This is a genomic window from Lysinibacillus composti (assembly GCF_016908465.1).
In the GTDB taxonomy this organism is placed as follows: domain Bacteria; phylum Bacillota; class Bacilli; order Bacillales_A; family Planococcaceae; genus Ureibacillus; species Ureibacillus composti_A.
Genome location: NZ_JAFBDY010000005.1, coordinates 21,945 through 36,567 on the forward strand (window position 1 = coordinate 21,945; position 14,623 = coordinate 36,567).

Below are 14,623 nucleotides of genomic sequence, written 5' to 3' on the forward strand. Positions count from 1 at the left end.
TAGAATTAACAGCAAAAAAACATCATTTTCTCATTTTGAGAAAATGATGTTTTTTGGATCTGTCCCAGCCTCTTTATTATTCTTCTATCGTGTTTTGTTCGTGTAATTCTTTTAATAGCTGCACAGCTAAATCTGGACGGTCTGTGATTATCCCTTGTGCACCATTTTCAATTAATCGTCTCATAGTTTCTTCATCATTGATGACCCAATAATGAACAGGGATATTTAAGTTATTTAAGAATGCAATGAACTTTGATGAATCTAATGAAAAGACTCCTGACTTCGTAGGAATTTGAAACACATCTACTTTCGGGTGATATAGGTGGCGGAATTGACTTGAAAATGCAGTAAATGCTTTTCGAACATCGTTTTCACCGGCACCTAAAGCTACGTGATTTTGAGCATACAAGTTAAAGCGGTCAATTTGTTCACTATAAAAACTTGTGACGACGACACGATCCTCAACACCCAATTCCTCTATAAGCCTCCACAATTTCGATGGGATTAGGCTTCCTTCATAAGTATCTGGATCATCTTTCATATCAATATTTACATATGTGTCTGGGAAGGCTACTAATAGTTCCCTTAAGGTTACTATGCTTATTTGCTCATCTTTGTAAGGTGTGTTACCTTCTAAATCTTCAAAGTAGAAACCAGCATTTAATTCTTTTAATTCTTTTAGTGTAAAGTCTTTTACATAACCAAAACCATTTGTTGTACGGTTTACTGTATCATCATGGAATACAATAATTTCTTCATCTTTTGTTAAACGAATATCTATTTCAAATCCATCGACACCAAGTTCGTGGGCTTTTTCAAATGCAATCATGGTATGTTCCGGTGCTAGTTGAAGACCACCACGATGGGCAAGTACTATTGGACGCTCAAATTGTAATATATCTTTTCCTTGTCGTTTTTGTGGTTTAGAGATGGCCTTACTGCCTGCCCATGCGGCTGCACTCGCTGCTGCAATCGCAAGTGCTACTTTTGTTTTCTTTCCCATGTTTGTCCTCCTAATTGCACGAGTTGTTTTTATTTTATTAAGACATTTAAGACATTATTAATAAATACATACGTCTTTTTCGAATTGATTAATCACTTAATCTTGTAGAAGTTTCTTGTAATATTCAAATTAAAATAAAGTCAATGAAATTTTGCTTTCATATTAAATGTATAGTATTAATTATAACGGAAAATCTTATCGACTGTCAGCTAAACTCTGTTGCTATAAAAATTGTCTGTATGGTATGCTTTTTATATATGAAAAGGGGAAATGAAATGAGAGAACGACAAGGTTTAATTGTCTATGTACATCAATTGAAAAATGCAAAGAGTTTAAGGAAATACGGAAATGTTCATTATATATCTCGAAAACTAAAGTATGTAGTCATTTATTGCAACCGTGATGAGATTGAATTTACAATGAATAAAATAAAACGTCTTCCGTTTGTGAAAGACGTAGTAGAATCTTTTCGCCCTTATTTAAAGACAGAGTTTGAAAATGCCAAACCTGACAAGGCGAAAGAATATGATTATGACTATAAAGTAGGACTTTAACTTCATACAGCTGCGCCAGGAAACTAACGACAATCGTCGGCTTTACACCAGAGCGCACTTGATTGAAGCACAGTAATTTTAACGCAATGGTGGAAGTAAATTGTTCATTCTTAAGATACCAATTAAATGCTGATAGAACATTGTAGTTTCAGCAAAGATGGAAGAGTGCTTTATATCAAATGGTGGAACTACTTTCTTCCCGATTTCTTTTACAGCCTCTTCAAATAGCTGAATTCTTTTTGATGGTTTCTCAGTATCAAACGGTATTCCTTCACGACATATATATATCGGCATAAATTTACTATCTCCCACTGGTTTAAATGCTACGGCAATGGAGGCTACTTGTTTTCCATTTTTATTTGAAGTGAAAATGTATGCATAATGGAATCTTTTTTCATTTGTTTTTATAAGTTCACAAAGTTCATAAACATCGCCATAACCTTGTCCAAGTTCTATAAATTGTTGAATCATTTATTCGCACATCCTTTCTACTTTCCAATATTATCATGATACGGGAGGATAGGCACATGAAAATTGCAATTAGTTTTTTTGGAGTACTTTTATTAATGGTCAGTGGATTGCTTTTCTTCCAATATCAAGTGTTTTCGGACAAGCTTGAGACAGGGGAAGGTAATTTCTCATACTCCCAAGAAGTCGAAATTGTTTATCGTGGTGAAAGCCTAGATATTCGCCAACATTTAAGTAATTTACCAAATCAAACGATAGAAATAAAGTGGCCCAATTTAGCAGTTAGTGCTGATTGTTTTATCGAGTCTGAAAATAGTTGTAAACGGTTGAATGATGAGAAAACTAAATTTGAACAGGGAGACATTCGATCACAATCATTATCATACATAATTCCATTAGATGGAGGATTAAAATCTAGACAGTTACTGAAAGAAGTTTTTGTTACTTTACAAAATGGTGAGGTTACTCATTCAACAGTACATATTACAACGGATAGTGGAGTCAAAGGTCAATGGGTTACTGGTTTACCTTTAGTAGGTCAACAATCATTATCCCTTGTTAATTATTCGATGTTTAGTGGAACAGGACCTATATCAGAATTGTATTGGCAGGCTGGAGATTTTAAACTTCAAGAAATGTTAAATCATGTTGCGATTTATTCTAAGCAACCCGTTACGGATAGCTTTAAAAAGCAATTAACTGGACTCAAACTATTAAATGAACATCATATTGATCTAGTACAAGGTGAAAATCTAACAGGTGAACAAGGGAAAAGAATCTTGTTTATAAAGGATTTATCGATTGAATCGATTAAACAAAATATCATCTTAGCACAAGTTAGAACACAATATCATTTTGGTAATAGTCCAGAGTGGGTGAGTGAATTAGTTGCTTCATATTTATCAGGATCTATAATTGGTGGAAGTAAAACGAATGAAATAGTAGCATCCTTAACAGATCAAATGACTGATGAGCAATTGCAAAGATGGGTTCACAAATTAAATGAATTGAAGGGTGAAGAAATTTCAACTAAAGTTTTAGATGAAGCCCTGTATGAGGTACTTGGAAAATACACTCAGTTTTTGACTCTAAATGAGCATACAGAAGTGTTATTCCCATTTTTATATAATGATTCGCGTAAGGTATACTTAGATTCACAACCTATGAAAGATGTTTCAGTTATCTTTAAAGATGGATTTATATACTACTCTGCGGATACATTATTATCCCATTTAAGTTATGAAGCGTCAGAAGGGAACAACGGTTATTATGTTAATAATGCAACTCGACATTTCCGATTCCCAATGGAGTACGACTTCTATGTTTATAATCAAAGAAGATATAATATCGTCTCTCAACCGCTTATTACCATTGCGGGTGAATACTATATTGAGGAAAATTGGTTGAAAAGATTATTTTTAGTTAAAGTACAAAAAACTAATGATGCAATTAATATTATTGCTACATCGACTACACAACAATAACGAAAGTTTGGTGATCACATGAGAGTTGTGGCAGGTGAACGAAAAGGAATGCCTTTAAAAGCAGTTACAGGGACAACAACTAGACCAACAACAGATAAGGTAAAAGAATCTATTTTTAATATCATCGGTCCATTCTTTGATGGAGGAATTGCATTGGATTTATTTGCAGGTAGTGGTGGTTTAGGAATAGAATGTCTCAGCCGTGGTGCTGAAAAGGCCATTTTTGTTGAAAAAGATGGGCGGGCTTATCAAACGTTACAAGAAAATATTAAAAAGTGTCGTTATGAGGAAGTTACAGAGCTTTTCAAAACAGATGCAACGCGTGCAGTTAAAGGACTTTTAAAAAGAGAGATTCAAATTGACTATTTGTTTGTTGATCCTCCATATCGAAAAACAGAATACTATAACTTAGTATTAACTCTTGCGGAAGCTGGGAAACTTGCTGAAGATGCCATCATTGTTTGTGAATCTTCTGATGAGTTTAAATTACTGGAAAGCTACGGTTCGTTTTCATTGTCACGTCAAGAAGCATATGGAGGCACAATCATTTCAATATATCGTAAACTCATTTAGAGAAGAGGGAGAACGTAGTGACAGAAAAAATTGCTGTAGTGCCTGGGAGTTTTGATCCAATAACAAATGGACATCTAGATATTATTAAACGTGCGGCTGATGTATTTGATATCGTGTATGTTGCTGTACTAAATAATTCATCAAAGAATCCGTTGTTTTCAATTGATGAAAGAATGAAATTAATTGCCAAAGTAACTGATAAGCTTCCGAATATTCGAATTGAAAGCTCTTCGGGATTATTAATTGATTATGCACGAGAGAAAAAGGCCAAAGCTATTGTGCGTGGCTTAAGAGCTATTTCTGATTTTGAGTATGAAATGCAAATAACATCTATGAACCGTTTCTTAGATGAATCTATAGAAACATTCTTCATAATGACAAAAAATCAATATTCATTTTTAAGCTCTAGTATTGTAAAAGAAGTTGCGCGGTACGGTGGGAACGTAGAAGGTCTTGTTCCAAAAGAAATCGAACATGCCTTAAATTTAAAGTACAATAATCGATAATCATATGGAAGTGGACATTTGAAAAGTCTTTTTGGGACGGCCACTTTGTGCACGGTGACATTGTGATGTGCCCACCGAAAAGCAAAAAACGACAAGATCGAAAGTGATTTTGTCGTTTTTTTACTAGAATTTTTTGAGAAATGTGAACTTTGCTAAGTCTTGTAGCGTTTTAAATTAGGTATGCTTGTCTCATTAAACATCAAAAGTTAAATATATCATGTGTATTCTTGAAACAAAAAAGTATTGTAAAAATTTTATATTAAAAAGAAAAGATAAAAAAGAACAGGAATTAAAATAGTGTATAAAATTCTCATCAATATATAAGGTCTTAATGACAAACGTTCGCTTTTTGCAATTACTGCAACTTGCATATGAATACTTAAACTTTGAGTTGTTAAAAAAGTCACTAGTAATAATAAAAGAAGGGTTGTCTCACTTGGAAATAATTGCGTAGCTATTTTTAGTCCATTTGTCATTTCAAGCATTGCTGCAATCAAAAGTGTTAAATTGTTATGTATGTCTGGAAAAATAATTTTTACCGAATGTAATAAAACTGTATAGATGGTTGTAAAAAAGATGATCGTAGTACCGACTATTAAAACAGTAGGAATACTGTCTTTCACACTACTTGTAAAAGGATTCTCATGTTTTTTCGGTTGTTCTTGTATGGTAAGGTTTATACTATTTTGAGAATCTTTCCGATAGTAATAATAACAAAAGATTAGTAAAATGATAGATACGGCATGGTATATACTTAAAAACTGCCAACTAAATTGTGAGTCATTTAAAAGGTCATGTCCAACAAAGCCGATTACAAAAAGAGGGCTTGGGCTATGACAAATGCCTAATAAAGTATTAGCCTCATGTGAAGAAATTTGTTTACTCTTTTTTAAATACGTAATCGTTGCTGCACCAGTTGGAAAACCGCCAAGTGCACTAATTCCATATGTTTTAGCGTAAAGTTTAAATTTAGATAGTGAATCTACTTTTGTAGGTGTTAGTCGAATAAACCACTGCGTAAGAATTAGGTATGCTAATAAATATGGAAATAAGGCATCCATAAATAATGATACGCCTAAATCTGTACCTTCGTGTGCAACACCAGGGAAAAGTAGTAGTAAACAAATTAGTGAAATACATGCGAATAAATAGAGTAGTAGAATAGGGATCATCTCTCTTCAATTTTTTGTTTAACATTTACTCAAATGCTAAACTAATATATGCGGTAATGAAAAAATTTAGTCTAGAAAATCGGTAACTTCAGGAGGTTCGACTCGTTGAAAAAGTTAATATGGATGTTTATTTTAATTGTCGTAGTATTTATCTTAAGCTTTTACAAACTAGACTATTATATTATGAAACCAGGAAACGCCTATGATGTTAGCCGATTTGTATCAGTTCAAAACGGAGATCAAAATGATGAAGGATCTTTCAGTTTAATGACTGTTTCAATGGCTACTGCAACTCCTATTACATATGCAATTGCCTACTTTAAAGAGTTTGAGGAAATTATGGAAATGAACCAAGTTCGTCAGGAGGAAGAAGACGAAAAAGAATATAGTGTACGTCAATTAACATTGATGAGTGATTCCCAATTTAATGCAATGTATGTTGCATTCAAGAAAGCAAAGTTACCATATACAGTAAATTACCATGGTATTACAGTGTTGAATATATTATCAGGTGGTGCTGCTGATGGAAAACTCGAGCCAGGGGATGAAATCGTTGAAGTTGATGGAAAAGTAATCAACAGAGCAGATGATTTAACTAAAGTTCTTGGTTTAAAAAAGGAAAATGAGGAAGTTCACTTTGTCATTAGTCGTGAAGATCAATTAATCGATCAATCACTGTCAATGAAAACCATACCGGGTACTGATCGTGTTGGAATTGGCATTACTTATTCAGAAAAAAAGACAATTCAAACAGAACCACGTGTAAATGCGAATACAGAAGATATAGGTGGTCCTTCAGCTGGATTAATGCTTACATTAGAAATATTAAACCAAATAGTTGATAAGGACATTACAAAAGGATATACAATAGCAGGTACTGGTGAAATGAACGAGGATGGTTCAATTGGACGGATTGGTGGAATTGAGAAAAAGGTTGTAGCCGCTAATGAAGATGGAATGGAAATTTTCTTTGCTCCAGATGACGAAATAACTGAAGAGATGCGTGTTCATAATCCTTCAATTCAGTCAAACTATGAAGCAGCAGTCAAAACTGCAAAAAAAATTGGTACAAAAATGAAAATCATACCGGTTAAGACGATTGATGATGCCCTCGAATATATAGAGCAATTACCTGAGAAAGGTTAATGAGGGGAATGTTCTGCATCAGCTTTTAGACTGGGATAAACCAAACACCATTTTCTCAATGAGAAAATGGTGTTTTTTTGATATTGAACTTAACTTAATAAGTAGAAAATATTCTAATTATTGTATTGAGAGGTTTAATTGGGGGCTTGTGTGTTTGGATGTGGGTGCGCGAGTGCTGCAGTTGTCATTTTCGTTCCCTATACAAGTCGCAAAGTGTTGGAACTTTTTCATTGCGACTTGTCCTTAATTTAATGGGCGTTTCTCATTTTTTAATTTGTTGAGTGTCGAAAACTTATTATAAATATTGTAATTCTTCTTAGAAATTAAGCTTATGTCCTAGCCTTCAAGTAAGAACATAAAATAAAATGGCATAAGATTAAATACGAATAGGCGGAGTATTATAATCTCCCTCTATTTTTTTATTTGATGCAAGTTGTACACCTAAACTATACATATCTGATGCATGTATGTCTAATGCTAACATAGGGTCTTTTGTTGAGGCGACACGACTGATTAATGGTAACTCAAAATTCTTCTTATTTGCAGATAAATAAGCTTGTCCGTTTGACGACATCCCTAGTAAACGAATATACGTGGGAGACGTAAATGCGTGTAATTGTTCTTTTGTAATGCCCGTATAAATATGTGTGAGCATACGTTGTAACCTAGTCCATGTATAGCGCTTTGATTTTATTAGAGACATAAATTGTGCAAATGAGTCACTATTTTTACCATGTTTCACCAATGCAAATTCAATTCCTTCTGAAACATCTGCAAATCGCGTCAATTCTTCAGGAGTATTTCGAATAATAGAAAATTGTAATAATGGCCAAAATGTCTCCCATTGTATAAAGCATTGATAATTTAGGATCCATGCCTCTAATTGTGCATATGAAGAAGCGGGCACATATTGTGAAATATGATGTAACGATTCACGGTCAAATAATTCTTTTCTAATGCCAGTTGCACTTGCAATGGTGAGTTGTGAATTAATGTCATCGTGGAACCCGGCTTGAATCCGTTTAATCGTTACAGGCATTATTTTATGTTTTAATCGATAAGCCGCTTCAATATAGTGAAACCCTAAAATATTGTTTGGCATTCCAAGGTCTATGTAATTTTGCGGTCTTTTTAGTTTAAGTTGTTCATATGCTGCGTGAAGCGCTTGAGGATAACTTATGCCAGTTGACACAAAATACTTGATAAGGTTGTTATATTCATCACGATAATCATTGAGTAAAGATTGAGTATTTAAAAATGGCTCAATGTTTCCTTGCTCACTACCAAAAGCGAAACTTTCACAATGAACAGCTGCAAGAAGCTCAATTGCTCCTTTTGCAAAGTGGGTTGCTTGACCTGTACTAAAAATATATGGTAGTTCAATAACAAGATCGACCCCATTTTGAAGTGCCATTTTTGCTCGATGCCATTTATCAATTAAAGCAGGTTCACCTCTTTGTAAAAAATGTCCACTCATAACAGCAATGACAACATCTGCATTTGTGACTTTTTTGGCTTGTTCTATATGATGGTAATGACCATTGTGAAATGGATTATATTCAACAACAACCCCAACAGCTTTCATTTTGTACACTCCTAATGGTATCAGTCATGTTGATCACTTTCTAAAGAACAAAAGCAATCTTTTTGGTTTATAATTGGTAAATAAAAAGTAAGTGGGCATGAATTAACAAATTAATGTCCAAACTAGGGTCTAACCATATTTATGGATGGATCCAATTACTAATTTATCATGTAAATCAATATATTTCATTTTTTCTTCATTGAAAAAACGATTCAATTGCGGTGGTGACAAGAAAATATCTTGACATCTAAAATTACACATTATATAATCAACATTGTTGTCTCGAGGTGATTAATGAATGAAATGGTCAATTCATCAATTATCGAAGTATCGCCAAAATGGGATGCCGATAGATGCAGAAGTACAATTGGATGAAGTGAAGGAACGAAATAACGATATCCGTCATATTTCACCTGTTCATGTTAAAGGACTATGTACATTCGGTGCATCACAAATGACTTGTCAATTTACGATGACCGCGACATTAACGCTTCCTTGTGCCCGCACATGGGAAGATGTTGAATACCCTATTGAAGTGGATGCAGTTGAATTATTCAGCTGGATTGATCCAGAACTTCGTGGGGATGACGATGACGATATCCATTATATTGATGGAGATGTCATCGACTTAAAACCGGTTTTAGAGGAGCTAGTACTCCTTGAGGTACCAATGCAAGTCTTCAAAGAAGATTCTGAGGGACAAGTAAAAGGTGGCAAAAACTGGAGTTATTCAACTGACGAAGATGAAGCGCGTCAGCAGCAAACTGACGAACCAAAAGTAGATCCAAGACTGGCTGATTTAGCTAAGTTTTTTGATCAAACAGATGAATAGATAATCTGTAAGGAGGTGCCAATAATGGCTGTACCATTTAGAAGAACTTCTAAAACTGCAAAAAGAAAGCGTCGTACGCATTTCAAATTATCTGTACCTGGTATGGTAGCTTGCCCGAACTGTGGTGAAGCAACTTTATCTCACCACGTGTGCAAAGCTTGCGGACACTACAAAGGTAAAGAAGTAGTAGGTAAATAATTCAGTATTTACTTACTTATAGAGACTCTTAGAGAGGCCATGGCTCTCTAAGAGTCTCTTTTTATTTTTTAGAGAAATTGATTTGTAAAGTGTGAATATTTAAATGATTCTCTATATAGATTTCTATTCTTAACTTGTCAAAATAAAATAGGTCATTTAATATGGGAAATATATCTAACTATATTGTTGAAATCGAAATTAAAGGGGATGGATGGAGACGTGGCATATAAAATCGAAAAAGTTGATGGAGTTGTTATCTTTACAATTGAACGTTTAGAAAAGAGAAATGCAATCAATTTTGAAGTAATAGATGGATTCAATGAAGTAGTCGCATATGTGAAAGAACAACCGGAAGTCCGTTTTTTAGTGATTACAGGCGCGGGGGACAAAGCATTCTGTTCAGGTGGGGATCTGTCAGAATTTCATAACTTAAAAACAGAACAAGAAGCGTTTGGTATGCTAAGTAAAATGGGTAAGGCTCTTTATGAATTAGCGACATTAAAAGTTCCAACTATTGCCCTAATCAATGGTGCAGCGGTGGGGGGAGGCTGTGAAATTGCGACGGCTTGTGATTTCCGCTTAGTTGCAAGTCATGCAAAATGCGGGTTCATCCAAGGTACACTCTCTATAACTACAGGATGGGGAGGCGGAACTTATTTATTTGAACGTGGTATTCGTCATGACCATGCGCTTAAAATGCTAGTGGACGCACGTACTTATGATGCACAGCTACTCTATGACATTGGTTGGGCAACAAGAGTATTTGAGGGGTCAAAAGAGCAAGCATTAGAAGAGTTTATTGAAAGTATGCGTAAAATCCATCCTTCAGTACATCATGCTTACAAAGAAATTGAGTTGAGAAAATGGAATGAAAGCAATGTATATCAACGTGTAATGGATGAAATACATGAATGTGCAAAACTGTGGGAAAGTGATGCGCATAATGAAGCAGTAAACAGTTTCTTAACAAAATAAGTGAGAATCGATTTTTGTGGTTTTTCCTTTTTATAGCTACGGCGAGTACACCTTCAGATTGATCAGAAAGTGCTTTTGTATATAAGTGTATTATGAGTTATTCCTCTTACACTTTAGGCAAACAGAAAGAGTTATGGCGTCGTGGGTGTGAACGAGCGGTCTACGCACTCTTAATAGAACGTTAAATAAAGATATATAGTATGAATAATTTATCAATGAAAGTGAGCATCTCAAAAAATGTTGAGTTGTTCACTTTTTCTATATTCTTCTATTCTATTTAATCTCGTTTTGCATATAGTAGTAAAAAATGTGAGGTGATAGATATGGAAGGGAAACGACGTAAAGACCAATGGACGGCTGATGATGACGATAAATTAGCTGAAATCGTCATTCAAGCAGTTCAAAATGGGAAAACACAACTAGAAGCTTTTGCAGAAGCTGCACAAATTCTAAATCGAACAAAACAAGCCTGTGGTTTTCGTTGGAACAAGACGTTAAGACAACAATATGGCCAAATGTTAAACAGTGTTAGAAAACGACCGAAACAATTAATGCGCAGTCATTTAAAATTAGCACTTAATAGTTTTGATGAATTAACTGAAGCTTACAATGATCTGGAAGTGAGATATAGAGAATTACAAACAGAGCATGACAAAATCGTGAAATGGCTACAGCAAGGTGCAAATTTTATTGAGCATCAAAAATAAGCTACTATAAGTGGAACTTTAAGGTAATTATTAATTAGAGAATAGAAAGCTGATGTAATTTGATTGACATTGTTTCTAAATCGAGGAGAGGGGTCATTTATGTTTGAAATAAAAGCACAAATGGCGGGTACAATTTTTGAGGTGTGTGTTAAAGAAGGGGATGCAGTGTCAAGTGGTCAAACTGTTCTTATTTTAGAGTCGATGAAGATGGAAATTCCAATTGAGGCAGAAGCAGATGGTACAGTTGCAAAAATTAATGTTGCAGAAGGTGATTTTGTAGACGAAGAAGATGTACTAGTTGTTCTTGCATAAATCTAGCCATTAAAAGGAGAGAAATGTGTTTGGCAACGAAATCCTATAATGATGAATTGAACAATCGAATAGATAAAATTATATCGGGTGGTCATCAAAAGTACCACGATAAATTAATACAATCCAATAAATTATTTGTTCGTGACCGCCTTTCTTTACTATTCGATGATGGCACTTATGAAGAAGACGGAAAGTTTGCCAATTGCGAAGCTGAAGACTTACCAGCAGATGGTGTTGTTACAGCCATAGGGAAAATTGGTGGACAGAACGTTTGTGTCATGGCAAATGATTCAACTGTTAAGGCTGGATCATGGGGATATCGAACGGTAGAAAAAATTATTCGTATTCAAGAGACAGCACAAAAGTTGCAAGTTCCTTTATTGTACTTAGTCGATTCAGCAGGTGCACGCATTACAGATCAGCTAGAAATGTTTCCGGGGAGACGTGGTGCAGGGCGAATATTCCATAATCAAGTTAACCTAAGCGGTAGTGTTCCACAAATTTGTATTTTATTTGGACCTTCTGCTGCGGGTGGGGCCTATATTCCGGCCTTTTGTGACGTGGTGATTATGGTTGAAGGGAATGCATCGATGTATTTAGGGTCGCCGAGAATGGCTGAGAAAGTAATTGGCGAGAAAGTGTCCTTAGAAGAAATGGGCGGCGCAAAAATGCACTGTACAATAAGTGGATGTGGAGACATATTAGCCACATCTGAACAACAAGCAATTAAATATGCAAAAACGTATTTAAGTTATTTTGGTGCTAATTATAAAGAGAAACCAAAATTGTTAGAAAGAAAACCGCCAATCCAAGGGCGTTCAATAGTAGAAATTATTCCTGAAAATCAAAATACCCCCTTCGATATGTATGAACTCATTGACCAACTAATTGATGAAAATAGCTTTTTTGAAATTAAAAAATTATTCGCACCAGAACTGATTACAGGTTTAGCGCGCATTGATGGTCAGGTCATAGGAATCATTGCAAATCAGCCGAAAGTTAAAGGTGGTGTATTATTTGTAGATTCTGCAGATAAGGCGGCGAAGTTTATCCAATTATGTGATGCCTACTCGATTCCACTTTTATTCCTTGCTGACGTTCCAGGATTTATGATTGGTACAAAGGTGGAAAGAGCCGGAATTATTCGACATGGTGCCAAATTTATTTCTGCAATGAGTAGTGCCACTGTACCAAAAATATCAGTAATAGTACGGAAAGCTTATGGTGCAGGCCTTTATGCGATGTGTGGACCTGCATTTGAGCCAGATGTTTGTATTGCCCTACCTACTGCTCAAATCGCGGTAATGGGGCCAGAAGCGGCTGTAAATGCCGTTTATTCAAATAAGATTGAACAAATCGAAAATCCAAAAGAACGAATCAAATTTGTTAAAGAAAAAATTGAAGAATATAAAAAAGAAATTGATTTATATAAACTTGCTTCTGAGCAAGTCATTGATGAAATTGTTGCCCCAACTAATTTACGTGATACACTCTCAAAACGTTTCTGTTATTATGCGAGTAAAGAAATTTCATTACCTTCTCGAAAACACCCTGTATTTCCAGTATAATAATATAAGCGTAAACAAGGTCTACCCGGTCAAAGGTAGGCCTTTTAATATATAATTTTTAAGTAAGTGAGGTTACATGAGTATGAACGTAGTTGTAGTTGGTGCAGGGGCAATTGGAATGCTAGTCGCAAGTTTTATAGCAGAATCAAGTTACAAGGTAACCGTTATTTCAAAGCGTGAAGAGCAAGCCAACCTATTAAAGGCAAATGGTATAGTTCGAAAAAATTTAAATCAAACAATTCGGATTAATGAGGTAGAAGTAATGACTGAACTGTCGAATATTTCAAAGGATTCGGTTATAATCGTTGCGGTGAAATATGCTCAATTGAAAGATTTGTATGCTTCTATTTCAACATTACCAGATGTGCCATTATTGTTTATACAAAATGGATTAGCTCATTACGAGGAAGCCTTAACTCTACCACAAAAAACTATTTTCTTTTGTTCGTGTCAATTTGGTGCTCAAAAGCTTAATGATTATACAGTCGCTCATCGCGGTAAAGGATCGATGAAGTTAGCATTCGAAAGAGGAAATCATGAAGCTTTTGATTTCCTACAACAATTACAATTGGACCTTTTGCCAATTCAAATTGAAGAAAATGCGGAGTATATGCTATTTCACAAGGCATTACTAAATTGTTTCATCAACCCATTAACTGCCATCCTAAAAGTAAAAAATGGCCAATTACTCGAGTCTTCTCATACTTTCAATATAGTAGAGTCGATGTATAATGAAATAATATTGGCATTTCCTGAAGTGAAAGGAACTTTATCATTGGAAGATGTTCTAGACTTATGTCGAAAAACGTCTACAAATACTTCTTCCATGTTGACAGATTTTTTACAACATCGTCCTACAGAAATGGATACAATAGTAGGGGCGGTGATTGAAAGAGCATCTCGTAGGGGAAGTAATCTACCAACTTTAAGTACTTTATATCATCTATTAAAAGTATTAGAGAAAAGCGGTGAGAAGATGTGAAAATAGTCATTCAAACGGTGATAAGTGTAATTATACTGTTTCCAATCCTTCTTTTTTTCTTAACATATATTATTTATCGTAAACGAAAGAAAAACCATACAAAAGCGTTTGGATTGGCAGCAGACCTTACAACGTTTATTCTATTCTTTTCTGTAACACTTTCCGTTTCTAGTTTATGGGGAGTGAATTATAGTCTGTTCATTTTTATGATAGCGCTTTTGATTGCAATTATTATTACTTACATAGATTGGCGTTCGAAAAAGGAAATTGAATTACTTGCTTTATTTAAAAGGATTTGGAGAACTTATTTTATTATATTAACTGTTGCTTATTTGTTCGTTTGGATTGTAGGACTATCACTAAATATTATTGAATATGTTGAGCTTGTATAAGCATTTTCTTTTGAAGTGCACCCTTTAGCGTATACAATATAATGAGTAGGTAGATTAATTTCACTTCATTTAGTCTGGGCCCAAAATCCCCGATTAAGTTAAAATTAACTTGGACTAAGAGCGCCACATATTGCTGTTAACACCACGTTTGACATATCACAGCCAT

Annotated in this window: 17 protein-coding genes; 13 read left to right on the forward strand and 4 right to left on the reverse strand. The window is 34.7% G+C overall.

From position 1 onward, the window contains the following. Window positions 1-76: 76 nt before the first annotated feature. Window positions 77-1,003, reverse strand: a complete 927-nt coding sequence (locus JOD29_RS07365; RefSeq protein WP_124764118.1) for a glycerophosphodiester phosphodiesterase family protein — start codon at window positions 1,001-1,003, stop codon at window positions 77-79. A gap of 275 nt (window positions 1,004-1,278) precedes the next feature. On the opposite strand from JOD29_RS07365, the gene JOD29_RS07370 reads away from it, so the two are divergent. Next, entirely contained in the window at window positions 1,279-1,557 is a 279-nt protein-coding gene (locus JOD29_RS07370) for a YlbG family protein (protein ID WP_124764117.1), read from the forward strand. Window positions 1,558-1,635: 78 nt separating this feature from the next. On the opposite strand, the gene JOD29_RS07375 is transcribed toward JOD29_RS07370, so the two are convergent. Further along, window positions 1,636-2,028: a DUF7147 family protein gene (locus JOD29_RS07375; RefSeq protein ID WP_124764116.1), complete on the reverse strand. Its 393-nt coding sequence runs from the start codon at window positions 2,026-2,028 to the stop codon at window positions 1,636-1,638. 56 nt (window positions 2,029-2,084) lie between these two features. Between JOD29_RS07375 and JOD29_RS07380 the strand changes: the two genes are divergently transcribed. Genes JOD29_RS07380 through coaD form a run of 3 tightly spaced genes read left to right on the forward strand, consistent with a single transcriptional unit; the run spans window position 2,085 to window position 4,588 of the window. Next, window positions 2,085-3,509 carry an RNA polymerase II gene (locus JOD29_RS07380; RefSeq protein ID WP_124764115.1) on the forward strand — a complete coding sequence of 475 codons (1,425 nt, stop codon included), beginning with the start codon at window positions 2,085-2,087 and terminating at the stop codon, window positions 3,507-3,509. An 18-nt stretch (window positions 3,510-3,527) separates the two neighbouring features. Further along, entirely contained in the window at window positions 3,528-4,082 is a 555-nt protein-coding gene (rsmD, locus tag JOD29_RS07385) for a 16S rRNA (guanine(966)-N(2))-methyltransferase RsmD (protein ID WP_124764114.1), read from the forward strand. A gap of 17 nt (window positions 4,083-4,099) precedes the next feature. Continuing rightward, window positions 4,100-4,588 carry a pantetheine-phosphate adenylyltransferase gene (gene coaD, locus JOD29_RS07390; protein WP_124764113.1) on the forward strand — a complete coding sequence of 163 codons (489 nt, stop codon included), beginning with the start codon at window positions 4,100-4,102 and terminating at the stop codon, window positions 4,586-4,588. Between the two features lie 254 nt (window positions 4,589-4,842). Here coaD and JOD29_RS07395 read toward each other — a convergent pair whose 3' ends face one another. Continuing rightward, window positions 4,843-5,760 (reverse strand): hypothetical protein, encoded by a 918-nt coding sequence (locus JOD29_RS07395; protein WP_239585618.1) that lies wholly within the window; start codon window positions 5,758-5,760, stop codon window positions 4,843-4,845. 123 nt (window positions 5,761-5,883) lie between these two features. Between JOD29_RS07395 and JOD29_RS07400 the strand changes: the two genes are divergently transcribed. Further along, the gene (locus tag JOD29_RS07400) at window positions 5,884-6,906 is read left to right on the forward strand and encodes a SepM family pheromone-processing serine protease (RefSeq protein WP_239585622.1); all 1,023 of its coding nucleotides are present in this window, start codon (window positions 5,884-5,886) and stop codon (window positions 6,904-6,906) included. A gap of 376 nt (window positions 6,907-7,282) precedes the next feature. On the opposite strand, the gene JOD29_RS07405 is transcribed toward JOD29_RS07400, so the two are convergent. Further along, complete coding sequence (locus JOD29_RS07405; protein WP_124764112.1) at window positions 7,283-8,491, reverse strand: nucleotidyltransferase; 1,209 nt, start codon at window positions 8,489-8,491, stop codon at window positions 7,283-7,285. A 298-nt stretch (window positions 8,492-8,789) separates the two neighbouring features. On the opposite strand from JOD29_RS07405, the gene JOD29_RS07410 reads away from it, so the two are divergent. The 8 genes from JOD29_RS07410 (at window position 8,790) to JOD29_RS07445 (ending at window position 14,457) form a co-directional block, all read left to right on the forward strand. Next, window positions 8,790-9,323 (forward strand): YceD family protein, encoded by a 534-nt coding sequence (locus JOD29_RS07410; RefSeq protein ID WP_124764111.1) that lies wholly within the window; start codon window positions 8,790-8,792, stop codon window positions 9,321-9,323. Window positions 9,324-9,347: 24 nt separating this feature from the next. Further along, window positions 9,348-9,521: a 50S ribosomal protein L32 gene (gene rpmF / locus JOD29_RS07415; protein WP_124764110.1), complete on the forward strand. Its 174-nt coding sequence runs from the start codon at window positions 9,348-9,350 to the stop codon at window positions 9,519-9,521. 207 nt (window positions 9,522-9,728) lie between these two features. Beyond that, window positions 9,729-10,496: an enoyl-CoA hydratase/isomerase family protein gene (locus JOD29_RS07420; RefSeq protein ID WP_239585623.1), complete on the forward strand. Its 768-nt coding sequence runs from the start codon at window positions 9,729-9,731 to the stop codon at window positions 10,494-10,496. 323 nt (window positions 10,497-10,819) lie between these two features. Further along, on the forward strand, window positions 10,820-11,203 hold the full coding sequence (locus tag JOD29_RS07425; RefSeq protein ID WP_124764108.1) for a transcriptional regulator: 384 nt from the start codon (window positions 10,820-10,822) through the stop codon (window positions 11,201-11,203). Between the two features lie 99 nt (window positions 11,204-11,302). Beyond that, the gene (locus tag JOD29_RS07430) at window positions 11,303-11,515 is read left to right on the forward strand and encodes an acetyl-CoA carboxylase biotin carboxyl carrier protein subunit (RefSeq protein WP_124764107.1); all 213 of its coding nucleotides are present in this window, start codon (window positions 11,303-11,305) and stop codon (window positions 11,513-11,515) included. A gap of 29 nt (window positions 11,516-11,544) precedes the next feature. Then, window positions 11,545-13,083, forward strand: a complete 1,539-nt coding sequence (locus JOD29_RS07435; RefSeq protein WP_420844548.1) for an acyl-CoA carboxylase subunit beta — start codon at window positions 11,545-11,547, stop codon at window positions 13,081-13,083. Between the two features lie 82 nt (window positions 13,084-13,165). Continuing rightward, window positions 13,166-14,065: a ketopantoate reductase family protein gene (locus JOD29_RS07440; protein WP_124764105.1), complete on the forward strand. Its 900-nt coding sequence runs from the start codon at window positions 13,166-13,168 to the stop codon at window positions 14,063-14,065. Continuing rightward, window positions 14,062-14,457: a DUF3397 domain-containing protein gene (locus tag JOD29_RS07445; protein WP_124764104.1), complete on the forward strand. Its 396-nt coding sequence runs from the start codon at window positions 14,062-14,064 to the stop codon at window positions 14,455-14,457. The genes JOD29_RS07440 and JOD29_RS07445 overlap by 4 nt, the downstream gene beginning before the upstream one ends. The last annotated feature ends 166 nt before the right edge of the window (window positions 14,458-14,623 follow it).